The sequence below is a fragment of the Mesorhizobium sp. M6A.T.Cr.TU.016.01.1.1 genome, assembly GCF_003952585.1.
Lineage (GTDB): Bacteria > Pseudomonadota > Alphaproteobacteria > Rhizobiales > Rhizobiaceae > Mesorhizobium > Mesorhizobium mediterraneum.
Genome location: NZ_CP034452.1, coordinates 4,673,469 through 4,698,515, shown reverse-complemented (window position 1 = coordinate 4,698,515; position 25,047 = coordinate 4,673,469). Strand labels below are relative to the sequence as shown.

Here is a 25,047-nt window from a genome sequence, read left to right as displayed (position 1 = left end):
TCTCGCGATGCCTGCAAAGTGCTTTCAGCGGGCCGTGCTCTCGCGGCGCTTGAGCTCGAAGCCGAGGTCGACGACCGGCTCTTGCGGCCGTTTGCCTGCAATCGCCGCGAGCGCCATGGCGACCGACCGCCGGCCGATCTCGTAGCGAGGCGTCCGGATGCTGGTGACCGATGGAAAAGCCACTTCCATCATGTCGAGATCGTTGAAGCCTGTGATGCCGATCGTCTTCGGCACCGCGATCGAGGCGCGATGGCACTCGAACAGCACGCCGAGCGCGATATCGTCATTGTTGCAGAAAACCGCGTCGAGCGTCGGCACCTTGGCCAGCGCGTCGCGAAACAGTTCGCGCCCGAGCGTCACGCTGGACGGCACCGGCGTGGTGGTGACCAGCCGCGCGTCGAACAAACCGGCCGCCTCCATCGCCGCGCGATAGCCGGCCAGACGCCGCTGCGAGCGCGGGTCCATGCGCGCGCCGATGAAGCCGATGCGGCGATAGCCCATTTCGATCATGTGCTCCGTCGCCGCCTTGCCGCCGTCGAAATGCGAGAAGCCGACCATCATGTCGACCGGATCGGGCCCGGTCTCCATGACCTGAACCACCGGGCAGCCGGCCGTCTCGAGCAGTCTTCGCGAAATTGGCGTCTGGTCGATGCCCGCCACGATCAGCGCCGCGGGGCGCTGCGGGCCGAAAACCTGCAGCAGCCGTTCCTCCTCCAGACCGGAATAATGGGTGTTGCCGAGCTGGATGCGGTAGGAGCTGTCGGACAGGCTGTCATAGATGCCGCGCAGCACTTCGGCAAAGACGCTGTTGGTGAGCGACGGCACCAGCACGCCAAAGACTTCGGCGCGCGCCGAAGCCAGCGCTCGCGCATTCGGGTCGGGTAAATAGCCGAGCTCATCGACGGCCGCCTGGATCTGCCGGCGCAGATCCTCCGAAACGCGCTCCGGCTCGCGCAAGGCGCGGGAGACGGTGATGGCGCCGACCCCGGCCTTGCGCGCGACGTCGGCGATGGTCGGACGACCGCCGCCGCGGCGCGAGCGCGGTTTGGTCACAGCCTTGTCCCGAACGCGGCGCCTTCGCCGAAGAGCGGCCGCGAAATGCTATTCAGCGTCTTTGCCACTGTCGCCATGCCAACCCATGCTTGCCAGAGATTATGGCTGCTGCCGCACCCGTCTGGCGTCGCGCAGCCTTACCCCATTGTCAAGTGAACGGGCCAGGACAGGCGCCCGAACTCGGGTAATGTCTCAGTTTGAATTTTCGGCTGTGAGTGGATTTGCAAGTGTCTTCTCGTCCATCGCCTCTACGCCGTGCGTCGTCTGCTGCTGCGCCACCTGCCGGCATAGGGCAACGCGAACAAGTACAGACCGCTGAGCATGAGCAAGGCGAGCGGGATCAGCGGCATCAGGTATACCCAGTAGGCGGGCTCCACACCTACGCCCAACGTGATGAAGATGGCGGCGACGACCGCCGTAAAAATGATCGACAGCCAGCGGTGGAATTGCCGAATCCAGTTCATGAGGACCTCCCCTGAAGACGAGCCGAAGCGGATCGGGCGACCCGCTTGGCGACCTTCCTTGCAACCTCGTTTGATTTGATGGACGTCTTGTTGGCCATTGCGTTCATCGCAGATGCCTATTGGTGCCGGCGCGCCTCACTCTATCCGCGCCAGGACCTGCTCCAGGTTCGCAAAGAACCGCTGCCAGCCGTATTTTGCGCCCTGGTAGTACTGTTGCTGATCCGGCCGGAAACCCATCTGCTCCATGCGCAGATGGGTCCCTGTGCTCGTAGGGGTGAGCGTCCACGTGACGACACTTTTGAGATCCTTGGTGTCCCAGCTGTAGGACAGCGACTTGTTGGGCTCGACTGCCTGGACCTGACAGTCGACTGCCCCCCAGTCCGCGCTAAGATTGAAACGGTGACCCTCATCTGGCTTGAAATCGTTCTTCATCAGCCACTCCTCGATCAGGTGCGATTGCGTGAGCGCGCGCCAAATCTTTTCCGGCGGAAAAGCGACCTCCCGTTCGACAACGACGGAGCGCGTTTCGGTCGCAGTATTGGTCATTGGTCCATCCTTTTGAGCAGATCTTCGAGGTCGTCGAACCGGCTTTTCCATAACCCGGTCATTTGGTTTGTCCAGTCGATCAGCGGGGCCAAGGCGCTGAGCTCCGCGCTATAATGCGTGTTGCGGCCTTCGTGGCGGTCGCGCACCAACCCTGCCTGCTTCAGCACCCCAAGATGCTTTGACACGGCCGGTTGCGAGACCCCGGCCCGAGCCGTCAGGGCCACGACCGTCTGGTCTCCATCGCGACACAGCCGCTCGAAGATGGCCCGTCGCGTCGGATCGGCAAGCGTTCTGAAAAGGATTTCGTGGGTCTGTGGCATCGAAATCGATAACTCATTGGCTATTGATCGATCCAATAACCGACGAGATATGTGTTAGTCAAGCAGGAAGGTGGACCGGCATTCACGTCACAGGGGCCGCCGGCCATGTTTTTGCTACCGTCGACTGCAGATTACAGTCACCGAGCGTTTCAAGCGCGCTGCTTCCACCATTTGAGCACCCGCATTGCACGGAGGGTCACCCACTTGGACGGCTTGCCCGGGCCGGCGTCGACCTCGAACCATACCTGCCCTTTAGGAGTCCAGTCTAGGGGCCAAGTGCCATCTGCCAGGCGCTTGGAGCGGAGGCGGGCGATGGCGTCGGCAAGCCGCGGATCAGGTTCGGCACCAGTAAGCATGGACGCGGAACGGAAATAGTCCAGCGCACGCAGTATGTCGTAATGCCAGCGGTTGGGGTGATGGAGACACAGAAACTGATCGTCCGCAGGGTTTCCCGAGCTTAGACGTCGGAAGAGGCTACGCTCCAAAAGGAACGACTCTCCAGATTGGCGAGCTTGTCTGGATTCGGATGTGCCGCCGGTCGCCTTCTCATACTCCAACAGCCCTTCCAGCACATTGATCGTGGTGTGGAACGACGAGCGGATCGAACCATTGGCCCTCTCGCAATTCCAACCGCCGTCATCGAGACGCTCACCAAGCAGCCGAACAACAATGGATGAAATATCGGCTCCAAAATATGCACCATCAGCAACAGTTCGCCCGTTGATGCACTCTTCGACCTCCCCCTCCCAATAGGGCTGGCCACCCTCATCCCAGCGCGAGTTGAGGCCAACCAACTCGACGATCCGCTTCGCACGATCCGAAGATGGATCGAAACCAAACTCGCGAAGCTGCGAGAGCGAGAAGGTTGTTGCCGTCCAAGGCTGGCCGAACTTTTCCCAGTCTTGAGGTTTGAAACCGCGCGGGACAAAAGAGCCTGCCGCCCATTGCCCGTCCTCATCTTGGCAAGCCAGAAGCTTGGCTCCCCAGCCAATGGTTTCGATCTTGGCCCGTTCAGCCGCCCACTCCGGTACCGGAGTGTCGAGGAGGTCGCGCATCACTTGCCAGCGGATCGCCGGGTCGGAATCGAGAAGCCAAGCAATCACATCGCCTGCGTCAGTCATCTGAGCCGTCCAGTTAACAACTTAGAATTGACATTACAGCGTGTGTCGCTGGTAGGCATAGCTGACATCTGCAATGGGGCGTGGGCCGAAATTCAAACTGAGACACCGCCCGAAACTCGTGATCCGTTGCTAAATGACGGCAGATATGCTAGGTATTTAGGCATGGTGCTGATTTGCGCCAGCAACCCGTCCCTGAGGCGGGTTTTTTTACGCCGTGTTGGCTATTTCGCTGGCTCTGGCCGTCGACAGGCCTGGCAGGCCAGCCAGCTCCGTTCTCCGCTTCACGCAATCGCCGTGGCGCTGCGCCGTGCCTTCCACAGCAGCAGCACCATGGCCGCTATGTTCAGCAGGTTCCAGGCAATGCCGTTGAGGAACGCGGCGGCATAGGAACCGGTCAGATCGTAAATCCAGCCCGACATCCAGCCGCCGATCGCCATGCCGAAGATCGTCGCCATGATGACGATGCCGACGCGCTGGCCGGCCTCTCGGGCCGGCATGTATTCCCGCACGATGATGGCATAGCAAGGCACGATGCCGCCTTGCGACAGGCCGAAGACCAGCGAGACGACGTAAAGCGAGGCGAGCCCGTCGAAGGGGATGTAGAGCGACAACGACAAGGCTTGCAGCACCGAGCCGATTAGCAGGGTTTTCACGCCGCCGATGCGATCGGCAAGGAAGCCGGACGCCAGCCGGCTGACGACGCCCGCCGCCATCATGATCGACAGCATGTCGGCGCCCCGCGCAACGCCATAGCCGAGGTCCATGCAATAGGCGACGATATGGACCTGAGGCATCGACATCGCCACGCAGCAGCTAAGGCCGGCGACGACGAGCAGCACCTGCAGGGCTGCCGGCGACAGCGATATCGGTTGGATGGGCCGGCTGCCGGGTGAACCGGAAATGGCGGCGCGTGGTGCGCCGCGCCTGAGCAGCAGGATCAGCGGCACCATGGTCACGAGGCAGACGACACCGATCGCGGCATAGGTGAAACGCCAGCCTTCGCTCTGCATGATATAGGGCATAACCATCGGCCAGATCGCCCCGGCGAGATAGCTGCCGGCAGCGGCAGCCGACACCGCGACGCCGCGCCGGCGGTTGAACCAGTGCGAGATGTCGGCGATCAACGGCCCGAAGATCGCCGAGGTGCCGACGCCGATCAAAACACCCTGGACAAGGGTGAACTGCAGCACCGAGGTGGTCAGCGACGCCAGCAGGAAACCGGCACCGAGCGCCACCGAGGCAATGAGCGCCGGTATCCAGTAGCCCATGCGGTCGATGGCGCGACCGATCGCAACATTGCCGACGGCGAAGCCGACCATGGTCGCGGTATAGGGCATCGACGCGGCGGCGCGATCGACGCCGAATTCCGCCTGCATGGCGGGCAGGACCACGACCACCGCCCACATGCCGACACCGCCGATCGTCGACAGCAGCATCGAGATGCCGAGCCGCATCCAGGCATAGGCGCTGTCGATGCCGGGGCTGCTTGCCTGGCTAGAGACGGTTGTGATCAAGGCGTTTCCTGTCCGCGGTTCTGCAAAATCGACCGGTTCAACACCACTATCGGCACATTCGTGGCGCCGTGCAGCGCCACATCACGCAATCCGTGGCTCCAGGGATTTAAGCTGAAATGGAACAGTGGCCGCCGTCCCGGAGTTTTCCATTAACTCACCGATGGAAGGAGGTTGTCATGACCGCGAAAAGGAAATGGTCGGCCGAGGTGAACGAGCACAGCGATGCGCTGGACCTCGAGGAACATGTCTTCGAATCCCACGACCCCAAGAAGATCGCGGCCTCGCTCAAGCGATCGGCCGAGCACAGCGATCGGCGCAAGGCCGAGCCGTTCCAGTCCGCCATGTCGATGCTGAATTTCTACATCAACCGTGCCGGTAAGAACCTGCCGGCCAAGCAGAAGAAAGTGCTGGAGGACGCCAAGGACGAACTGCGCGCAGCGTTTGGGCGTCCGCGAGAAGACTAAGGCGCCGGCAGGAAACTTCGCGGGCGCGACATCCGACGTGCTTTGTCAGCGCGACTTGATGACGCCGTCGGTGTTGGCCAACAGCTTGCGGACCGCGTTCCGCGCCGCATCCGGCCGCTGCAGGCGGATGCTCTTCTCGATCGCCTCGTGCAGCTTCTGCGCATGCTGCAAATCGTCCAGCTCCCGCGTCGTATAGGCGAACAGATGATCAAAAGCCGATTCGATCAGAACGCCGAGCGGCACCAGGAGATCGTTGCCCGAGGCACGCAGGATGGCCAGATGAAAACGCGTATCGGCGCTGGTGCGCTCCTGCAGCGTCGTCGCCTCCCCCATCTCCCGGCAGGCCTGGCTGATCTCAGCCATCTGCTCGTCCGTGCGCCGCATCGCGGCAAAGGCGGTCGCTTCCGGCTCGATGATGTGGCGGAACTCCTGCACCGTTTTCAGGAACACCTCGCGGTCGGGCGATGTCGCGTACCAGGCGAGCACGTCGCGATCGAGCAGGTTCCAGCGCTCTTTCGGCTCGACCCAGCTGCCGATCTTGGGGCGCGAGGCCAGCAGGCTCTTGGCCATCAGCATCTTGATCGCTTCGCGCACCGCCGAGCGGCTGACGTCGAAGGTCTCCGACCACTTGGCTTCGTTGGGCAGGATGGTTCCCGGCGGATAGTCGCCGCGCACGATCCTCAGACCAATCTCATTGGCCAGCGACGCATGCACGCTCGATCCAGGCATGCGCGCCGCATCCGCACGGCGAACGGCGGTCGGGCGCTCGGCGGACGCCGCCTTGGCCGGTGTTTTTCCCTTATTCGGCTTGCCGTCCCGCATGTGCTCACAAAGTCCGGATTCCGAAGACTGTCAAGCACGGGAAAGACCCCGGGTTGGAAACCCGGCCGCCGTGCACAGATCAGCCAGGATCGACGCCCTGTCAGGCCGTCTTGACGTATTTGCGCCAGCTATGCTCAGGACGAAACCCGAGCACGTCCCGCGCCTTGCGGTTGGAGAGCAGCGTCTCGTATTCGCCAAGCTCGCCCTTAACCGGCACGCCGGGATAAAACCGCTTCAAGAGTTCGGCCGTCGGCAGATCGGACGAGGTGTCGTCATTGGCGGCGTTGAACACCTGATAGCCGAGCCCCTCCTTCTCGATGGCACGCAACGTGATCTGGCCGAGGTCGCGCGCGTCGATGTAGCTCCAGGCGATGCGCTTGCGGAAACCCGGATCGGCGAACCATTTCGGAAACAGCGAATATTCGTGCGGTTCGATGACGTTGCCGATGCGCAACGCGTAGATGTCGATGCCGCTGCGCAGCGCGAAGGCACGCGCCGTCTTCTCGTTGACGATCTTGGACAGCGCATAGCTGTCCATCGGATCGACATCATAGTCCTCGTCGAGCGGGAAATGCGTCGGGTCGCGCGGCTCGTTGGCAAAGACCAGCCCATAGGTCGTCTCGCTGGAGGCGATCACCACCTTACGGATGCCGAGCTTCACCGCCGCCTCGATGACATTGTAGGTGCCGAGCGCGTTGATGCGGAACACCTCGTTGTCGGGCGTGATCATGATGCGCGGGATCGCCGCGAAATGCACCACGGCATCGACCGGCTGCGCGCGCAGCGACGGGTCGAACTCGTGCAGGCCCATATAGCTGGACAGTGCATTGAACACCTGCCCGCTGTCGGTGATATCGGTGATCAGCGTGCGCACCTTGGGATTGTCGAGCGGCTTGGTATCGATGTTGAGCACCTGGCAGCCCTGCTCGACCAGATACTGCACGACATGACGCCCGGCCTTGCCGCTGCCGCCGGTGAACATGATCCGCTTGGTCATTTTGCTCTCCACATTCCGTAGGATTCATGTGTATTGTCAGACAATATGGCATTCCGCAATCGCCTGCCAACCGTCTGCGGCAAAAACCCGCTTCAACAATTCGCCTGCCAAAGCGCAGCGCCGTCATCGACATCAGCAACACAGGACGACACGACATGAACACGACTGCCGCGAGCGAAAAGATCGGCTTCATCGGACTTGGCTTGATGGGCCACGGGATCGCGAAGAACATCGTCGACAAAGCCTATCCCCTGACGTTTCTCGGCCGCAAAAACCGCGCTCCGGCGGAAGACCTGCTCGGCCGTGGCGCAAAGGAAGCGGCGACCTCGCGCGATGTCGCGGCGGCATCTGATATCGTCTTCATCTGCGTCACCGGCTCGCGCGAGGTCGAAGCCATCATCCGCGGACCCGGCGGCCTCAAGGAGGGCCTGAAGAAGGGCTCGGTGGTCGTCGATTGCTCCACCTCGGATCCGACCTCGACCGTAGCGCTTGCCGCCGAACTCAAGGCGCTCGGCGTCGACTATGTCGATGCCCCGCTCAGCCGCACGCCGAAGGAGGCGTGGGAGGGCACGCTCGACGCCATGGTCGGTGCGTCCGACGCGGTCTTTGCCCGGCTGAAGCCGGTGCTCGACACCTGGGCCGGGCGCATCGTTCATATCGGCGACACCGGCGACGGCCACCGCATGAAGCTGCTCAACAATTTCATCTCGCTGGGCTATGCGGCGATCTATTCCGAGGCGCTGGCGCTGGCGCAGAAGGTCGGCATCTCGCCGCCGCGCTTCGACAGCGTCATCCGCAACGGCCGCATGGATTGCGGCTTCTACCAGACCTTCATGCGCTGGACGCTCGAAGGCGACCGCGACGCGCACAAATTCACCATCGCCAACGCCTTCAAGGACCTCACCTATCTCGAATCGATGGCGGGTGCTGCCGGCATCGCCAACCCGCTCGGCAATGCCACGAAGAACGCCTTCGCCGGCGCCTTCGCCGCCGGGCCCGCCGATCAATATGTGCCGATGCTGGCAACGCATATCGGCAAGATCAACGGCGTCGACCTGACACCGAGCAAGGACGGCAAGTAGTAGAAGATTTGAGGTGACCGACCTTAGTGTTTGGTCAAGGCTGGCGCTGCCCCCTCGGCTGCCTGCCGGGCACCCTCATTCCGGAGTAGGCGCGGTCGGCGAAGTGTCCAGTTGATAGATGGGTAACACTTTGAACCGGATACATGGGTTACAGTTTTCCCCCTGTGCTGTCGGCCGCAGCGCCAAGCGGTTTGGTTGGCGCGGCGCTGCGGCGGACGAGCTTCATGCGCCTGGTGTCGATGATGCCGAGCGGATGGGCGTGGAAGCTGAGCGCCCATTCACCATCCTCGGTCTCTGCGGCGGCGACCGCTTCGCCGGCCAGCGTCTTGGAAACGTAGATGAAGCCGCCATTCCACCTGATCTCGCCATTGTGACGCACGCTGCGCACCGCCGCCTCGGCCGGATAGTCGGGCTCGGGCGGTGTCGCGGGCATAGCGCGCGGCGAGGCGCGGTAATGCTGCGCTGGAGTGTCCATGGCCAGCGCCTCATGCGGACGCTCCTCATTGTAGCTGCGCCGGAAGGCTTCGAAGGCCTGGCTCTGGGCCATTCTGTCGGCCTCCGGCGCCTTGGCCAGCGGCAGCATGGTCAGGTGGAAGCGCTCGTGGCGCCCGTTCTGCTGCGGCTTGCCGGGCGCGATCCGCTCCAGCGTGATGCCGAGCTTGATGAAGCGCACTGAAAGCGGCGTCAGCCCAGTGACGCCGGCCGACGCGAAAGGCGGGCCATTGTCGCTTCTGAGCCGATCCGGCAGACCATGCGCCTCAAACAGCCGTTCGAATACCGGCCAGGCCTCGTCATCCGCCGTCGAGCCCGTCGCTTCGAGCGCCAACAGGTAGCGGCTCGACGCATCCATCACCGTCAACGGTTCGCAGCGCCACCCGTCACGGGTCCGGAACCAGCCCTTGTGATCGCCCGTCCATACCGCGTTCGGCTCCTCGGCTTGCGGCCATGGTCCGTTGCCACAGGCCCGCAGCCGTGCCCGCTTGCGGACGCTGACAAGCCCGTGCCGCGCAAGGATCGCACCAGCCGTCGAGGCCGACGGCCACAGCAGCTCGGGAGCGGTGCGCTTGAGCCGCGCCATGATCTTCTTCGGACCCCACAGCGGGTGCGTCTCCTTGGCCGCAACGATCCGCTCCACCAGATCCAGGGCCGTCGCTCGGCCATGATTGAGCGGCGCCCGCGGCAGATCATGCAGGCCTTCCGGGCCGAGCGCGCGATAGCGACCCAGCCATTTGTAGCCGGTCTTGCGCGACACGCCGAAGTCTCCACACAGCTGCGTCATCGTCTCCTCGCCTGCCAGGCACTCCACAACAAACCGAAGCCGCTCGTCCATGATGCCAGTCTCTCGCCAAACCATCGCCGGTCCTCCCGGCGGACAAGAAAACTGTCACCCATGCAATCGGTCCATTCTGTTACCTATCTATCCGGTTCGGACAGAAGCGGCCGATCTCCCCCGCAAGGGGGGGGAGATTGGACGTCACTTCGGCTTTCGCCAATCGCCAACGTAAGGCAGGGGCAGACGGCGCCAGCCTTGCTGGATGAATTACCGCCGTGACCGTCCGATAACGTCGTCAGTGTTGGCGAGTAGTCTGTGCACTGCCGTGCGGGCTGCAGCCGGCCGCTGGAGACGGATGTTCTTCTCGATGGCCTCATGCAGCGCCTGCGCCCGAGGCTGGTCGCTGGTTTCGCGCGTGACGAAAACGAAGAGGTGGTCGAGCGCCGATTCGATCAGCACGCCGAGCGGCACCAGGAGATCGTTGCCCGAGGCACGCAGGATGGCCAGATGAAAACGGGTATCCGCGCGGGTGCGTTCCGGCAGCGTCGCCGCCTCCCCCATCTCCCGGCAGGCCTGGCTGATCTCGGCCATCTGTTCGTCGCTACGCCGGATCGCGGCAAAGGCGCTGGCTTCCGGCTCGATGATGTGACGAAACTCCTGCACCGTGCGCAGGAACATTTCGCGATCGGGCGCCGTCGCGTACCAGGCGAGCACGTCGCGATCGAGTAGATTCCAGCGCTCCTTCGGCTCGACCCAGCTGCCGATCTTCGGGCGTGAGGCGAGCAGGCTCTTGGCCATCAGCATCTTGATCGCCTCGCGCACGGCCGAGCGGCTGACGTCGAAGGTCTCCGACCATTTAGCTTCGTTGGGCAGGATGGTTCCCGGCGGATAGTCGCCGCGCACGATCCGAAGACCGATCTCGTTGGCCAGCGACGCATGCACGCTCGATCCGGGGATCAGCGCCGCGTCGGCACGGCGAGCGCCGACCGGACGGGCGGCCCGTGCCTTGATCTTGGCCCGTTCCTTGACCGTGGTAAGTCGCTTTTTCGGTCTTGCGTCCGGCATCCACGTTCCCCCGGTGCAGGCTGAACTCAAGGCGCGGCAAAGCAGGAGCGGTTCGCCCCGGCAATGTCGCCTCGCACGTTTCATGAACCGGCGTGACGGGGCGCCCGTCGATCGGACGCCCCGAAAACTGCGAACCTACTTCTGGATGCAGGTGTCGACCGTATCTTTGGTGCACTCGTCGAGACCGGTGAAGACCGGATCGGCGACGGGCTTGCCTTCGACCAGGTCGATCATCACCGAGGGCGCCTTGTAGCCCATCTCGAACGGCCGTTGGCCGACCAGCGCGGTCACCAGACCCTCCTTGGCAATGGCCACTTCATCACCGATCGTATCGGCGGCGCCGATGACGAACTCGTTCTTGGCGATCTTGTCGGCCATCGGCTTGAACAGGTCGCGATAGGGCTGCGGCGCGCCGAACAGCGGCCAGCCGCCCATGATGCCGAAGGCGTCGAGATCGGGATTGGCGGCGAGGATATCGGTCATCGCCTGCACGCCCTTGGCGCCGTCGTCATTGGTGAACACCGGGCAGCCGGCAACTTCGGTCCAGCCGCCCTCGCCGGCGAGCGCCGGGAGATCCTTCTGGCCTGTAAGCGCGTCGCGCATGCCTTGGGCGCGGCGCAGGATGTTGTCGGCCGCCGGATTGCCTTGGATGGTGCAGATCTTGCCGCCATCCGGCTTGCCCTTCTTGATGTACTCGCCGATCTTGTATCCCATCAGGTAGTTGTCGGTGCCGAGATAGGTCTTGCGCAGCCCCGCATCTTCCTTGCTGAGGTCGGCGTCGAGCGTCATGATCGGGATCGACGGATTGGCGCTTTTGATCGTCTGCGCGATCAGCGGCGCGTTGGACGGCGAAATGGCCATCGCCACTGTATCGGGCTTGCTCAGCATGTCCTGAACGATCTGGGCTTCGCCGGCCTCGTCCGAGGTCGATGCCGGGCCGGTGTAGAAGCACTCATACTCCGAGCTGGCATTTTCCTTGTTCCATTTCTGGCAACCCTGGTTGATGGCCTCGAAGAACGGATTGTCGAGCCCCTTCACCACGATGACGAGCTGTTTCTTGGCCAAAGCCGGCCCGGCACCCAACGCCATGACGGCGACGGCAGCGAGCAATAGTGATTTCCTCATGTCAGTCCTCCCTTGAAACAGACGGACACGGCGTGCCCGCCACACAGACCAGCCCGGATCAAGCGATGACAGAGGTTCGTTTCGCGAGCGCTCGTGTCGCCAAGCCGGGCCGATAAGCATTTCCAGATGCGGTAGCAGACCAGCGCGATACGGACGCTGCCAGATCCTCGACCGATAAACCTCCGCCTACTCCGCCCGGCGAGCCGGAACAGGAGATCGGCATAATCTCCTCCGGCGCTTAGCTAATATCGGCTTGCGACGAACGTCAATTGCTATTTGTCCTACAAAACGGATTTTTCGAAAGAAGCCGCTGTTGACGCCAAGGGGGCATGTGCGTAAATGGGCGAAAGCGCTGTTTCCGGGAGGGGCCGGGAAAGAGCGAGGGCCGCGGCAGAACCGCCGGCCGGAAAGCACGGGGAGGAAGTAGTCTGGTGTCGGTTCTCGAACTCGCCAACATCTCGAAACATTTCGGCGCCATCCAGGCGGTCAACGACGTTTCGCTGTCGATCGAGGCCGGACAGGTGGTCGGTCTGATGGGCGACAACGGCGCCGGCAAGTCGACGCTGGTCAAGATGATCGCCGGCAATTTCCCTCCGAGCCATGGCACGATGCAGATGGACGGCAAGGACCTGATCCTGCACAAGCCGGTGGAGGCGCGCCAGCACGGCATCGAGATCGTCCATCAGGACCTCGCGCTGTGCAACAATCTGACGGCCGCCGCCAATGTTTATCTCGGACGCGAGTTGCGCCGCGGCATCGGCCCGTTTCGCATCCTCGACTACGCTGCGATGTACAAGCGCGCCGGCCAGATCTTTGCCGAGCTGAAATCCGAGACCCGCCCGCGCGACCTGGTCAAGCAGATGTCGGGCGGCCAGCGGCAAGCGGTGGCGATCGCCCGCACCATGCTTTCGCAAGCCAAGATCGTGCTGATGGACGAGCCGACGGCGGCGATCTCGGTCCGGCAGGTCGCCGAGGTGCTGAACCTGATCCGCCATCTGCGCGACCAGGGCATTGCGGTCGTGCTGATCAGTCACCGCATGCCAGACGTCTTTGATGTTGCCGATCGCGTCATCGTCATGCGGCGCGGCCGCAAGGTCGCCGACAAGACGATCGCGTCGAGTTCGCCCGAGGAAGTCACCGGGCTCATTACCGGCGCCATCGAACAGGTTTGATGTCAGCGGGTTCCACCACGCAAGCAAATAAAGGTCGACGATGGCAGTAACTCTTGACCAGACGATCGCGCAGAAACAGCACACTTTGCTGAGCAGGGTGTTTGCCAGCCAGACCTTCTGGGTGGTGATCGCGGTCATCCTCGCCTGTCTGTTCCTGTCCGTGGCCACGGATTCCTTCGCCACGACCAAGAACCTCTACAACATCACCCGCAACGTCACTTTCGTCGCCATTGTGGCGCTCGGAATGACGTTCGTCATCATCACCGGCGGCATCGACCTGTCGGTCGGCTCGGTACTTTGTCTGTGCTCGATGGTGCTGGCCGTCACCATGCATGCCGGCTACGGCATCGAGGTCGGCATCGCCGCTGCGATCGCGACAGCGCTGATTATCGGCGCCTTCAACGGCATTTTGATCGCCTATCTCGGCTTTCCGCCCTTCGTGGTGACGCTCGGAATGCTGTCGATCGCCCGCAGCCTGGCCATGGTCGCCTCCAACAACACCGTCGTCTTCCAGTTCGGACCGGATCACGACAAGCTTCTGGCGCTGGGCGGCGGCGCCTGGGTGTTCGGCATCGCCAATCCGGTGCTCTACACCATCTTGCTGGCGCTGATCACCGGCTTCGTGCTGCGCTGGACGAAATTCGGCCGGCACATCTTCGCCATCGGTGGCAACGAGCATGCGGCGACGCTGACCGGCGTTCCGGTGCGCCAGATCAAGGTCGCGGTCTACATGATCTCGGCGCTGGCAGCGGGCGTTGCCGGCATCATCCAGACCGGCTGGCTGGGCGCCGTCACCACCAATCTCGGCAACGGCATGGAGCTTCAGGTTATCGCCGCCACCGTCATCGGCGGCGCCAATTTGGCGGGCGGCATGGGTACGGCCTTTGGCGCCGTCGTCGGCGCAGCGCTGATCGAGGTGATCCGCAACAGTCTCGGCCTGCTCGGCATCAATGCGTTCTGGCAAGGTACTTTTATTGGCGGCGCCATTCTGATGGCGGTCTTGTTCGACCGGCTACGCAATTTCAGGCGCAACGAATAGGACCATGATCCCGAACCGAAGGTCCGCGCCGGCGAAAGCGGCGCTGACCTTCGGTTCGGATAAGATCATGGTCAAACAAAAGACAGTCTGATGGTGAAATCCCTCTTCAGCCTCGACGGGCGGCTGGTGCTGATCACCGGTTCCGGCCAGGGAATCGGCTTTGCCCTGGCGCGGGGCCTTGCCGAGCATGGCGCGAGCGTGGTGCTGAACGGCCGCGATCCGGGCAAGGTCGCTGGTGCGGTGGCAAGGCTGGGCGACGCCGGCTTCAAGGCGCATGCCTCGATCTTCGACGTGACCGATTTTCATGCGGTCGATGAAGACATTGCCCGGATCGAGGCCGAGATGGGCGCCATCGACATCCTCGTCAACAATGCCGGCGTGCAGTTCCGCGCGCCGCTCGAGGATTTTCCCGAGGAGCAGTGGGAGCGCCTGTTCAAGACCAATGTTTCGGGCGCCTTCCACGCCGGTAAGGCGGTGGCCCGGCACATGATTCCGCGCGGCAAAGGCAAGATCATCAACATCGGTTCGGTGCAAAGCGAGCTCGCCAGAACCGGCATCGCCCCCTACACGGCGACCAAGGGCGCGATCAGGAACCTGACCAGGGGCATGTGCGCCGACTGGGCGAAACACGGCCTGCAGATCAATGCGATCGCACCCGGCTATTTCCGCACCGAGATGAACCAGGCGCTGGTCGACAATCCGGAATTCTCCGCCTGGCTGGAGAAGCGCACGCCGGCCGGGCGCTGGGGCAATGTCGATGAACTGATCGGCGCCGCAGTCTTCCTGGCGTCGGATGCATCGTCCTTCGTCAATGGCCACACGCTTTATGTCGACGGCGGCCTGACCGCGTCGGTTTGAGAGGTGGCGCCTTCCCCTTCTCCCCTTGTGGGAGAAGGTGGCCTCGCGAAGCGAGGTCGGATGAGGGGTGTTCCAGCTTGGCAATAGCAAAGATCCACCGCCTCATTTCTTCCAACACCCCTCATCCGTCTCGGCGTTAACGCGCCGATCCACCTTCTCCCACAAGGGGAGAAGGGGCGCTAAGCTATCGCTCAGTCTGAAAATCGGCCGGCGTGATCCATGGCGGGCGCCAGGCGTGCGCATGTGCCTTGACGCGGACATGAAGCCCGCCGCACTATCTCCATTGCAGGCGAAGGGAGGCCAGTCGCCTGCGGGAGGATATACCCATGACGGAAGCGATCAGGCTCTACTGGGGCCGGTTCGGACATGTTTCTGTCCTGAACGTCGCCAGCGACTTCGTCACCCATGCCCATGTCGAGGCGCATATCATCATCTGGCTGGAAGGCACGGCCGGCGAGATGACCATCGGCCGCGAGACGGTGCGGCTTGGACCGGGCACCGCCGCCGGCATCAATTCCTTCCAGCCGCACAGCCACGCTCTGTCCCGCGACGGCCGGCCCGGCCTGTTCCTCGCCTTCTACATCGATCCGGACTGGGCGCGACGACGCCGCGATCTGCCGTCCGCCGCGCCGCTGTTCTCGACGCCGGCGATCATGCTGGAGCCATGGCTGCACAAGGCGGCGGCCAACCTTCTCGACCATCTCAGCGACAATGAGAGCATCGACGACATCGCCAATTACGAGATCGAGCGTTTTATCGACAGCGTGCTCGATGCTGCTGACGCTTCGGCCCCGCCGGTGACGCGCGCCCGCGTCCATACCATGCAGGACTTCCGCGTTCGCAAGGCGATCCAGCTGATGAAGGCCAATGTTTGCGAGCGCATCTGCTTCGATGACGTTGCGCGCAGCGTCGGCCTGTCGCGGCCGCATTTCTTCGCGCTGTTCAAGGAGCAGACCAATCTGACGCCTAACGTCTATTGGAACACGCTGCGCATGGAAGAAGCGGTGCGGCAGTTGCAGTGGTCGCAGGAGCCGCTGATCTCAGTGGCCTGCAATCTCGGCTTCACCACGCAGGGCAATTTCTCGCGCTTCTTCCGCGACCATGTCGGCGTTCCGCCGACGCTCTATCGCGAGGCGGCGCGGGCCATTTCCTGAACCATTTTCAGACTATTTGATAGGCGTTCAAGACGCATTGATAAGCGCCGCCGGGCTCGCCGCCCTACCCTCGCGACATACATATTCGCAAGGGAACGATCATATGGCGAAAGTCACCATCTCCAGCGTCATCGACGCACCGGTCGAAAAGGTCTGGGCGCGCATACGCGACTTCAACGGCCTGCCGAGCTGGCACCCGCGCATGGTCGAGAGCCATATCGAGGACGGCAAGGATGCCGGCACGATCGGCTGCGTGCGCAATTTCGAGCTCGCCAGCGGCGCCCGTATCCGCGAAAGGCTGCTCGACTTCTCCGACGACAATTTCCTTGTCAGCTATTCCATCCTGGAGACGCCGCAGCCGCTCACCAATCACAAGGCGACACTGCGATTGCGGCGGGTGACCGACGGCGACCGCACCTATGCCGAATGGACCGCCAGCTTCGACGCTGCTCCGGAAGAGGCCGACAAATTGGCCGAGGGCATGGGCGCCAACGTTTTCCAGGGCGGCTTCAACGCCCTGAAGAATCATTTCGCCGGTCAAGGTTGAACTGAATTGGGCTGACAAACAGGAGCGTTCCATGGCGCTTACATTGCAGACTTTTTCGACGGTGAAGGACGCGAATGCGGCATTGAAAGCTGCCGGCACCCGCTATCTCGGCGGCGGCACGCTGGTCGTGCGCGCCGCCAATGAAGGCGATGTCTCGGCCTCCAGCCTTATCAGGTCGACCGAACCGGTGCTGTCGGCCATCACCGTTTCCGGCGGCAAGGTACGCGTCGGCGCTTCGGTGACCATGGCGGCGATCGCCCGTCACCCGGATCTCGCTGCGCTTAGCGGCGCGGCGCGCGCCGTCGGCGGCCCGGCGATCCGCAACATGGCGACAGTCGGCGGCAATCTCTTCGCCCCGGCGCCCTATGGCGATTTCACCGTCGCGCTGCTGGCGTTGGATGCCACCGTCAGCACCGATGGCGGTGACCTGCCGATCGAAACCTTCCTGGCAAAACGCGAAAGCAACCGCGCCATCGTCACCGCGGTCGGCTTCAGCTTGCCAGTGGACGGCGGCTTTCGCTTCCTGAAAGTGTCACGGGTCAAGCCGAAGGGCGTCTCGGTGCTGAGCATCGCCGCCGTGCTGGAGCAGGCGCCGGACGGCACCGTGTCATCGGCGCGGATCGCGCTTGGCTGCATGGCCGACCGTCCGATGCGCGCGAAGGCGGCAGAAAAGGCGCTGCTCGGCAGGAAACTCACCGGCGATGGCATCGCGCCAGCACTTGCCTCGGCCAGCGACGGGACCTCGCCCGTCACCGATCCGATCGCCAGTGCCTGGTATCGCAACGAAGTCCTATCGGTCCATCTCGGCCGGCTGCTGCTCGGCTGAAATTGCTCATTGGGGCGCGCGCTTGCTTGGCTGCGCGCAAGGAGGAAAACATGGCAAAGGTCCCGGTTCAGTTCACGCTCAACGGCGCGGAGAAGGCCGAATTCATCGACGGCGGCACGACGCTGCTTCATGCACTGCGCGACAAGATCGGCGACACCTCGCCGAAAGGCGGCTGCCATCAAGGCACATGCGGCGCCTGCTCGGTCATCATCGACGGTGAGCTCCGGCTTTCCTGCCTGACGCTGGCCGAGACCTGCAACGGCGCGACCATCACCACGACGTCGGGGCTTTCTGAAGGCGGCGTTCTGCATCCCTTGCAGCGCGCCTTTCTCGATGCCTTTGCCACCCAATGCGGTTTCTGCACACCGGGCATGATCATGGCCGCCAAGGTGCTGCTCGACCACACGCCGAACCCCAGCCGCGAGGATGTAGTCGAGGCGCTGTCGGGAAATATCTGCCGCTGCACCGGTTACGAGCCGATCATCCAGGCGGTGCTTACCGCCGCGCGGTCCAATTCGCAGAACGCGGCTTGAGGGGAGTAAAAAAGATGGAACTCCGCAAGAGCTATTTCGCCGACCAGCGCAAGGACGATCTGCACGAGATCGGCCAACCCCGTCCGCGTTCGGACTCACCCGGCCATGTCACTGGCAAGACCGCCTATTTCGCCGACCGCAACTTTCCCGGCATGCTGCATCTGAAGATGGTGCGCAGTCCGCACCATCACGCCCGCATCCGCAGCATCGACATATCAGAGGCGGAAAAACATCCAGGCGTGGTGAAAATCCTGACCGCCAAGGACGTGCCGCACAATGTCTACACCATCCTGATCCTGATCCAGATCGGGCCGGAGGACGAGACGGTGCTGGCCGACGGCAAGGTGCGCTGGAAGGGCGAGGCGGTGGTGGCAGTGCTGGCTGAGACCGAGCGTGCCGCCCAGGAAGCCGCCGCCAAGGTCAAGGTCGATTACGAGGTGCTGCCGGCCGTCTTCGACATGGAGGAGGCGCTAAAACCCGGCGCGCCGGTCGTGAACGAATATCACGGCCAGAACTATTACCTCTATGACAGTGGCGAATGCCGCAAGGTGCGCTTCGGCGATGTCGAGGCGGGCTTCGCCGGCGCCGACCACGTGCTTGAACAGACCTACCAATCCTCGCCGATCGAGCACGCGCCGACCGAGACGACAGGCTGCATCGTCGCGCCCGAGGGCAATGATCGCTTCACCTGCTACACCAACACGCAGGCGATGTTCTTCACCCTCGACAACGCTTCGATCATCCTGCAGATGCCCGGCAACAAGCTGCATTTCGTCGGCGGCACCGTCGGTGGCGGCTTTGGCGGCAAGGTCGACGTCATTGTCGAGCCGATCGCCATCCTCGGCGCCAAGCTGACCGGGCGTCCGGTCTCCTTCATCTACAGCCGTGAGGAGGAGATGCAGATTTCCTCGCCGCGCGCTGCTGAAAAGGTCGTCATCAAGGACGGCGTCATGAAGGACGGCCGCATCGTCGTCCGCAAGGTCACCGGCTACACCGATGCCGGCGCCTATTCGCGCCATTCGCCCTATGGCGCGCAGAAGGGCGCTGGCCACTATCCCGGCCCCTACACGATCCCGAATGTCTGGATCGACACCTATTGCGTCTACACCAACCGCACGCCCTCCTCCGCCATGCGCGGCTTCGGCGTCACCATTGGCGACTTCGCGCTGGAGGTGCAGATGGACAAGCTCGCCCGGCTGATCGGCATGGACCCGCTCGAATTCCGCTTCATCAATGCCTACCGCGACGGCGATATGAAAGCGCATCGCCAACCGACGGAAGGGGCCGCGCTGATCGAGTGTATGCAGGAAGCGTCGCGCGTCGCCAACTGGCCGGTGGCGGAAAAATATCTGGCCATGTCCTCCTACGCGAAGGGAGCTTGAGATGGCGATCAGGCGCGGACGCGGCGTTGCCGCGATCAACTACCCCACCGGCATGAATCTCGGCGGCGACCCAACCCAGGCCCTGGTGCATTCGACCCCGACCGGCAATTTCATGGTCACGCTTTCCAGCGTCGATCTCGGCCAGGGCATGAAGCAGATCATGGCGCAGATCTGCGCCGAGACGATCGGCGTGCCGACCGAACGCGTCGTCGTCGACACCGCCGACACCGACACCGGCCCGCACTGCATGGGCACCTTCGCCTCGCGCGGCACGCATCGCGCCGGCAACGCCGTCATCCAGGCGGCCAGGGAAGCCCGCCAGGTGATGCTGGAAGTGGCGGCCGAGGAGCTGGAAGTGAATGCCTCGGACCTCGAGACCGACGGCCAGGGCAACATCCTCGTCAAGGGCGCGCCGCAGAAATCGATCTCGATCTTCGATGTCGCGCTGTCGGCGCATTTCAAGCGCGGCCGCTCGATTTCCGGCCGTGGCATGTTCCTCATCCCGCGCTCGTACCCCGAAAAAGAGACCGGCGCGATGAAGCCGTCGACCTGCTATGCGCATGCCTGCACGGTGGCGGAGGTCGAGGTTGATGACGAGACCGGCGAGGTCACCGTGCTGACGGTCAAGAACGTTTTTGAGATCGGCCGCGCGCTGAACCCGAAAATGGTCGAGCAGCAGCTTGTCGGCGGCTCGTGGATGGGCATCAGCCACGCGCTCTACGAGACGACCGAACCCTATTATCCCAATCGCGATCATGGCGGCACCGACTTCAACCAATATCTGATGCCGGGACCGGGCGATCTTGCGCAAACCGAGATCATCGTGCTGGAACGGCCCTCGACCGACGGCCCGTACGGCGCCAAGGGGCCGGGCGAGATGTGCGCCAACCCGCAAATCCCGGCGGTCGCCAACGCCGTCTTCGACGCCGTCGGCGTGCGCATCGACACGCTGCCGATCACACCGGAGCGCATCCTACGGGCGCTGAAGGCGCAAGCCGGCGCGCCAAACTGAGTGTTGGAAATGCCCAAGAGAAGCGCCGAAACTGTCGCGACCTCGCCGGAGGCGGTGGCATCGCGCCTCGCCGCTTCGCGCTATCTGGCGGACGAGAGCCTGGCGACCGCCATCTTCCTGGCGATCAGGCTGGGCAAGCCGCTGCTGCTCGAAGGCGCGCCCGGCGTCGGCAAGACGGAAGCGGCGAAGGCGATAGCCGAGCTGCTCGGGCGCGATCTGGTGCGGCTGCAATGCTATGAGGGCATCGATGCCGCGCATGCGCTCTACGAATGGAACTACCAGCGCCAGTTGCTCGCAATCCGCCATGCCGGCGAGCATGAGGTCGACATCTATGACGACCGTTTTCTGATCGCGCGGCCGCTGCTGCAGGTGCTGAAGGCGCCGGAAAAACGCGTGCTGCTGGTCGACGAGATCGATCGCTCGGACCATGAGTTCGAAGCGCTGCTCCTGGAATTCCTTTCCGATTTCCAGATCAGCATTCCCGAGCGCGGCACCATCCGCGCGACGGCGCAGCCGATGGTCATCCTGACCTCGAACCGCACCCGCGAACTGGCGGAAGCGCTGCGGCGTCGCTGCGTCTACCACTGGATCACCTATCCAGGCGCCGAGCGCGAGGCCGAGATCATCATGCTGCGCGCCGGTGAAGTCGCCGAGGCGACCGCACGTGCCGTGGCTTCTGCCGTGCGCGACATCCGCGCCCGCCCGCTGGCCAAACCGCCGGGCATCGCCGAAGCGGTCGAATGGGCGAACGCCGCGACGATCCTCGAAAAAGGCGGCAGCCCGTGGCCGGAAGCGTTCCGCCGCGCCATCGGCGTGCTGATCAAGGACGAGGAGGATCTGTCCTACATCGCGCCTGAGCTTGGCCGGATCGTCGAGGAGGCACTGGCGTGAGCGCCACAGCCTTGCCCCGGGCCGCTGCGCCCTTGCTCGGCTTCGGACGGCTGCTGCGCCGCTATGGCTTTCCGGTGGCGCCCGAGCAGGTGTCCGGCTTCATGCAGGCGGTGACGCTGCTTGGCCCGCGCTCTATGACCGATATCCACGAGGCGGCCCTTGCCACGCTGGCGCCGCCGCCCGACCGCCGCGATGAATTCGAGGCTCATTTCCAAAGCCATTTCTATGGCAACACCGCGGCTGTGGTCGAAGGCGAAGCGGACGAGGAAACCCGCATCAAGGACGACGGCGGTTCCAGCGATGAAGAGAGCGAGGTGGCGCGCCAGGCGGATGGTGGCGAGCTGTCGTCCGGCGCCGAACGGTTGAGCGCCCGCGACTTTCAGCGTGACGGCGACGGGCTTGCCGCCTTCCGCCGCAAGCTTTCCGCCGCCTTGCCCGCCCGCCGCTCCTTCCGCACCGTGCGCACGCATGCGCGCGGCAAGCTCGATCTGCGCCGGTCGCTGCGGGAAATCGTCAGCGCCGATGGCGACGTGCCATCGCCGCTGCTGCGCCGCCGGCAGACGGTGCCGCGTAAGCTGCTGATCCTGATCGATGTGTCAGGCTCGATGAAGCTACACACATCGGATTATCTCAAACTGGCGCATGCAGCGGTGCAAGGTGCGGACCGGGCTGAAATTTTCACCTTCGGCACGCGGCTGACCCGCATCACCGGGGCGTTGCGCACACGCGACCGCGACCAGGCGCTCGCCCGCGTGGCAGCGCTGGTCGATGACTGGGATGGCGGCACCCGTATGGGACCGACGCTGCTCGCCTTCCTGTCGGTGCCGCGCTTTTCCGCTTTCGCGCGCGGGGCGGCGGTCGTCATCCTGTCCGACGCGCTGGAGCGCGGCGATCATGCCGAGCTGGAAATGGCGATGCGCCGGCTGAGCGCCCGCGCCTTCCGGCTTTCGCTGGCGACACCACTGGCCGGCGACCCGCGTTTCCAGCCGGCCACGGCAGCTCTGCGCGCCATCCTGCCGGTGCTCGACGATCTGGTCGATGGCTCGTCGATCTCGGGTCTCACCGATTTCATCCTGTCGCTCGCCCGCCCTGCCCCGGCGGCCGCGGCAATCTGGAAAAGGGTTTCATGATGCAAAAGGCGATCGACGCGCATTTCCACATCTGGCGCCAAAAGGATCAGCCCTGGCTGCGCGGGCCGATGGTGCCGCGCATCTTCGGACCTTATGAACCGATCCGCCGCGACTATCCGATCGAGGAATTTCTCGCCGACCAGCAAGGCTCGGGCGTCGAGAAGGCGGTCTATGTCCAGACCAACTGGGCGAAGGAGGATTTCGAGACCGAAGTCGCCTTCCTGCAGAAGACAGCTGACGAAACCGGCTGGCCGCATGCCATCGTCGGCTATGCCGACATGACGGTGGACGATGTCCGCCCCCAGATCGATCGCTTGAAAAAATATCCGCTGCTGCGCGGCGTGCGCATGCAGCTGCACTGGCACGAAACGCCGGCCTTCCGCTTCGCCGCCGCGCCCGATCAAGTCGTCGACCCGAAGGTGCGGGCCAATGTGGCGCGGCTGAAGGACTATGGCCTGTCCTTCGACCTGCAGCTTTTCCCGGCCCAGATGAAGGACGGGCTGACGCTTGTCGCAGAGAACCCGGAAACGAATTTCATCCTCACCCATGCCGGCATGCTGACCGGCATGGACCCGGAGACCACGGAGGCCTGGAAGACCGGAGTGCGCACCCTGTCGGCGGCGCCCAATCTCTATGCCAAGCTCTCCGGCCTCGGCACCTTCGTCCACCGCAACGACCCGGCGCTGATCGCTTACATCGTCGACAACGCGATCGACATGCTCGGCAGCGATCATCTGATGTTCGGCTCGAACTTCCCGATCGAGAAACTTTGGACCAGCCACGCCGAACTGATCAAGGCGCACCGGGAGGCGGTGGCCAAGCACGGCGCGGCCGCCGAGGCGGATATCTTCTGGAATACGGCGGAGAAGGTGTATAGGCCAGCGTAGCGCGGCGCCTGTGGGGAGAAGGTGGCCGAGCGAAGCTCGGTCGGATGAGGGGTGCTGGAAGGATCGCTATCTTGAAGAACTAAGCACTTAAAATCCCTCGATTTTTTTTACGCTGCGTTTCTTCCAGCACCCCTCATCCGTCTCGGCGCTAGTGCGCCGATCCACCTTCTCCCACAAGGGGAGAAGGAAAAAAGCTCCTCCGCCGCAGAGTTTCGGTATCAATTCTGCGGATGATGACCCGAGACCTCGGCGCCCGCGGCCGGCGGCAGCGCCAGGAAGCGGAACGAGGCCGCGAGCCCGATAGCGCCGATCGCCAGGAAGGCGAGGCGGAAGTCTATGAGGTCGAGCGCCGGCCCGCCCCTCGCGATCTGCGACAGGTTGAGCAGCGCCGCGGCGATCGCCACGCCGAACAGCATCGCCACCTGCTGCAGCATGCTGGACAGCGTCGCCGCCGAGCTGCGCTGCGGCGGGGCCACATCAGCGAAGGCCAGCGTGTTGAGTGCAGTGAACTGCATCGAACGCGACAATCCGGCGATCAGCATCAGCGCCACCACCAGCGCTTGCGGGGTCTGCGGCGAGATCGCCGCGCAGGCCATGATCGACAGCGATGCGATCACGCCGTTGATGACCAGCACAGAACGGAAGCCGAAGCGCTTCAGCGTCGGTGTCGTCACCGCCTTCATGCCGAGATTACCTAGGAAATAGGCGAGGATCAGCATGCCGGCATCCACCGGGCTCAGCCCGAAGCCGACCTGGAACAAAAGCGGCAGCAGGAACGGCGTGGCGTTGATGGCGATCCGGAAAATGGTCCCAAGCCGACAGCGTCGATAGGGCGAAAGTCTGCACCTTGAACGCTGTGAGATCGAGCAGCGGATTTTTTGTGCGCGCGAGATGCCGCACCGCCAGCCAGCCGATCAAGGTGCCGGCCACAAGCAGCGCCACGGTCGGCAAGGTGCCGTCTTCCGCATGCGCGATGCGCTCGAGACCGTAAAGCAGGCAAGCAAGCCCGACCGAGGTCAAAAAGAAACCTGGCCAATCGAGCGGTTTGGTCTCGGACTCGCGGTCGCCGGGGATGAAGCGGGCGACCAGCGCCAGACCGGCCACGCCGAGCGGAATGTTGATGAAGAAATTCCAGTGCCAGGACAGATAGGTGGTGATGAAGCCGCCGAGCACCGGCCCGATCACCGGCGCGAACAGCGCCGGCCAGGTGATCAGCGCCGTGGCATTGAGCAGCTCGGACTTCGGTGCGTTGCGCAGCACCAGGATTCGCCCGACCGGCGTCATCAACGCACTGCCCAGGCCTTGCACCGCACGCGCGGCGACGAACTGGGTCAGGTTCTGCGAGATGCCGCAGGCGATCGAGGCCAGCGCGAACAGCGCGATCGCCACGAGGAAGATGTTGCGCGCGCCGAAGCGGTCGGCGAGCCAGCCCGACAGCGGCACGAACACCGCCATGGTCAGCATATAGACGGTGATGCCGATGCTCATCGCCACCGCCGGCACGCCGAAAGATTCTCCCATCTGCGGCAGCGATGTCGAGATGATCGTCGAATCCAGAAGCTGCATGAAGAAGGCAACGGCGACGATCAGCGCCACGCGACGCGCCTGTGTCGCGCTTTCGGGCAAGGCTTCGTTTTCGGGAATGGCGGTCATGCGCAGAACTGTACGAGAGTTTTTCCCGTGCCACTGGGAACCAGGCAATTGTCCGGCAAATCGATGACGCACCGGTTTGAACAGCATTTGGGCGGCGCCGTCCAGACATGGCCCAAC

The 25,047-nt window shown here is 63.6% G+C and carries 25 protein-coding genes and 1 pseudogene; 14 read left to right on the top strand and 12 right to left on the bottom strand.

The window, feature by feature from the left end; translation table 11 throughout:
- Positions 1-24: 24 nt before the first annotated feature.
- From EJ075_RS22760 to EJ075_RS22735, 6 genes are all read right to left on the bottom strand, one after another.
- Positions 25-1,053, bottom strand: a complete 1,029-nt coding sequence (locus EJ075_RS22760; protein ID WP_126105826.1) for a LacI family DNA-binding transcriptional regulator — start codon at positions 1,051-1,053, stop codon at positions 25-27.
- 248 nt (positions 1,054-1,301) lie between these two features.
- A complete protein-coding gene (locus EJ075_RS22755; protein ID WP_126105825.1) occupies positions 1,302-1,517 on the bottom strand; it encodes a hypothetical protein in 216 nt (71 codons plus the stop codon).
- A 135-nt stretch (positions 1,518-1,652) separates the two neighbouring features.
- A complete protein-coding gene (locus EJ075_RS22750) occupies positions 1,653-2,063 on the bottom strand; it encodes an SRPBCC domain-containing protein (RefSeq protein WP_095482932.1) in 411 nt (136 codons plus the stop codon).
- Positions 2,060-2,383 carry a metalloregulator ArsR/SmtB family transcription factor gene (locus EJ075_RS22745; RefSeq protein ID WP_126107424.1) on the bottom strand — a complete coding sequence of 108 codons (324 nt, stop codon included), beginning with the start codon at positions 2,381-2,383 and terminating at the stop codon, positions 2,060-2,062. The genes EJ075_RS22750 and EJ075_RS22745 overlap by 4 nt, the downstream gene beginning before the upstream one ends.
- 149 nt (positions 2,384-2,532) lie before the next feature.
- Positions 2,533-3,504 (bottom strand): squalene cyclase, encoded by a 972-nt coding sequence (locus tag EJ075_RS22740; protein ID WP_126105824.1) that lies wholly within the window; start codon positions 3,502-3,504, stop codon positions 2,533-2,535.
- A 281-nt stretch (positions 3,505-3,785) separates the two neighbouring features.
- Positions 3,786-4,958: an MFS transporter gene (locus tag EJ075_RS22735; RefSeq protein ID WP_126107423.1), complete on the bottom strand. Its 1,173-nt coding sequence runs from the start codon at positions 4,956-4,958 to the stop codon at positions 3,786-3,788.
- Positions 4,959-5,194: 236 nt separating this feature from the next.
- Here EJ075_RS22735 and EJ075_RS22730 point away from each other — a divergent pair, with 236 nt between their 5' ends.
- A complete protein-coding gene (locus EJ075_RS22730) occupies positions 5,195-5,482 on the top strand; it encodes a DUF3175 domain-containing protein (protein ID WP_095482934.1) in 288 nt (95 codons plus the stop codon).
- Between the two features lie 45 nt (positions 5,483-5,527).
- On the opposite strand, the gene EJ075_RS22725 is transcribed toward EJ075_RS22730, so the two are convergent.
- Positions 5,528-6,304, bottom strand: a complete 777-nt coding sequence (locus EJ075_RS22725; protein ID WP_126105823.1) for a FadR/GntR family transcriptional regulator — start codon at positions 6,302-6,304, stop codon at positions 5,528-5,530.
- Positions 6,305-6,404: 100 nt separating this feature from the next.
- Positions 6,405-7,301 (bottom strand): NAD(P)-dependent oxidoreductase, encoded by an 897-nt coding sequence (locus tag EJ075_RS22720; protein ID WP_126105822.1) that lies wholly within the window; start codon positions 7,299-7,301, stop codon positions 6,405-6,407.
- A 155-nt stretch (positions 7,302-7,456) separates the two neighbouring features.
- Between EJ075_RS22720 and EJ075_RS22715 the strand changes: the two genes are divergently transcribed.
- A complete protein-coding gene (locus tag EJ075_RS22715; RefSeq protein ID WP_126105821.1) occupies positions 7,457-8,383 on the top strand; it encodes an NAD(P)-dependent oxidoreductase in 927 nt (308 codons plus the stop codon).
- 148 nt (positions 8,384-8,531) lie between these two features.
- Here EJ075_RS22715 and EJ075_RS22710 read toward each other — a convergent pair whose 3' ends face one another.
- The 3 genes from EJ075_RS22710 to EJ075_RS22700 all read right to left on the bottom strand — a co-directional run bounded on the left by EJ075_RS22710 (position 8,532) and on the right by EJ075_RS22700 (position 11,846).
- Positions 8,532-9,737: an integrase core domain-containing protein gene (locus EJ075_RS22710; RefSeq protein ID WP_126105820.1), complete on the bottom strand. Its 1,206-nt coding sequence runs from the start codon at positions 9,735-9,737 to the stop codon at positions 8,532-8,534.
- A gap of 186 nt (positions 9,738-9,923) precedes the next feature.
- Complete coding sequence (locus tag EJ075_RS22705) at positions 9,924-10,721, bottom strand: FadR/GntR family transcriptional regulator (protein WP_095482938.1); 798 nt, start codon at positions 10,719-10,721, stop codon at positions 9,924-9,926.
- A 135-nt stretch (positions 10,722-10,856) separates the two neighbouring features.
- Entirely contained in the window at positions 10,857-11,846 is a 990-nt protein-coding gene (locus tag EJ075_RS22700; RefSeq protein WP_095482939.1) for a sugar-binding protein, read from the bottom strand.
- 431 nt (positions 11,847-12,277) lie between these two features.
- On the opposite strand from EJ075_RS22700, the gene EJ075_RS22695 reads away from it, so the two are divergent.
- The 12 genes from EJ075_RS22695 to EJ075_RS22640 all read left to right on the top strand — a co-directional run bounded on the left by EJ075_RS22695 (position 12,278) and on the right by EJ075_RS22640 (position 23,277).
- Complete coding sequence (locus EJ075_RS22695; protein WP_126105819.1) at positions 12,278-13,018, top strand: ATP-binding cassette domain-containing protein; 741 nt, start codon at positions 12,278-12,280, stop codon at positions 13,016-13,018.
- Between the two features lie 40 nt (positions 13,019-13,058).
- Entirely contained in the window at positions 13,059-14,057 is a 999-nt protein-coding gene (locus tag EJ075_RS22690) for an ABC transporter permease (RefSeq protein WP_126105818.1), read from the top strand.
- Between the two features lie 90 nt (positions 14,058-14,147).
- Positions 14,148-14,915 (top strand): SDR family oxidoreductase, encoded by a 768-nt coding sequence (locus EJ075_RS22685; protein ID WP_126105817.1) that lies wholly within the window; start codon positions 14,148-14,150, stop codon positions 14,913-14,915.
- Positions 14,916-15,241: 326 nt separating this feature from the next.
- Entirely contained in the window at positions 15,242-16,069 is an 828-nt protein-coding gene (locus tag EJ075_RS22680) for an AraC family transcriptional regulator (protein ID WP_126105816.1), read from the top strand.
- Between the two features lie 103 nt (positions 16,070-16,172).
- Positions 16,173-16,616 carry an SRPBCC family protein gene (locus EJ075_RS22675; RefSeq protein ID WP_126105815.1) on the top strand — a complete coding sequence of 148 codons (444 nt, stop codon included), beginning with the start codon at positions 16,173-16,175 and terminating at the stop codon, positions 16,614-16,616.
- A 31-nt stretch (positions 16,617-16,647) separates the two neighbouring features.
- The gene (locus EJ075_RS22670; protein WP_126105814.1) at positions 16,648-17,442 is read left to right on the top strand and encodes an FAD binding domain-containing protein; all 795 of its coding nucleotides are present in this window, start codon (positions 16,648-16,650) and stop codon (positions 17,440-17,442) included.
- 50 nt (positions 17,443-17,492) lie between these two features.
- Positions 17,493-17,975, top strand: a complete 483-nt coding sequence (locus EJ075_RS22665; RefSeq protein ID WP_126105813.1) for a (2Fe-2S)-binding protein — start codon at positions 17,493-17,495, stop codon at positions 17,973-17,975.
- 14 nt (positions 17,976-17,989) lie between these two features.
- Positions 17,990-19,357: a xanthine dehydrogenase family protein molybdopterin-binding subunit gene (locus tag EJ075_RS34050; protein WP_126105812.1), complete on the top strand. Its 1,368-nt coding sequence runs from the start codon at positions 17,990-17,992 to the stop codon at positions 19,355-19,357.
- Position 19,358: 1 nt separating this feature from the next.
- Positions 19,359-20,369: a molybdopterin cofactor-binding domain-containing protein gene (locus EJ075_RS34045; protein ID WP_126105811.1), complete on the top strand. Its 1,011-nt coding sequence runs from the start codon at positions 19,359-19,361 to the stop codon at positions 20,367-20,369.
- Positions 20,370-20,378: 9 nt separating this feature from the next.
- Positions 20,379-21,260 (top strand): MoxR family ATPase, encoded by an 882-nt coding sequence (locus tag EJ075_RS22650; protein WP_126105810.1) that lies wholly within the window; start codon positions 20,379-20,381, stop codon positions 21,258-21,260.
- A 53-nt stretch (positions 21,261-21,313) separates the two neighbouring features.
- The gene (locus EJ075_RS22645; RefSeq protein WP_206437572.1) at positions 21,314-22,390 is read left to right on the top strand and encodes a VWA domain-containing protein; all 1,077 of its coding nucleotides are present in this window, start codon (positions 21,314-21,316) and stop codon (positions 22,388-22,390) included.
- Positions 22,390-23,277 (top strand): amidohydrolase, encoded by an 888-nt coding sequence (locus EJ075_RS22640; protein WP_164547312.1) that lies wholly within the window; start codon positions 22,390-22,392, stop codon positions 23,275-23,277. The genes EJ075_RS22645 and EJ075_RS22640 overlap by 1 nt, the downstream gene beginning before the upstream one ends.
- Positions 23,278-23,495: 218 nt before the next feature.
- Here the strand turns inward: EJ075_RS22640 and EJ075_RS22635 are convergent.
- Positions 23,496-24,930 (bottom strand): annotated as a pseudogene (locus EJ075_RS22635) (DHA2 family efflux MFS transporter permease subunit).
- Between the last annotated feature and the right edge of the window lie 117 nt (positions 24,931-25,047).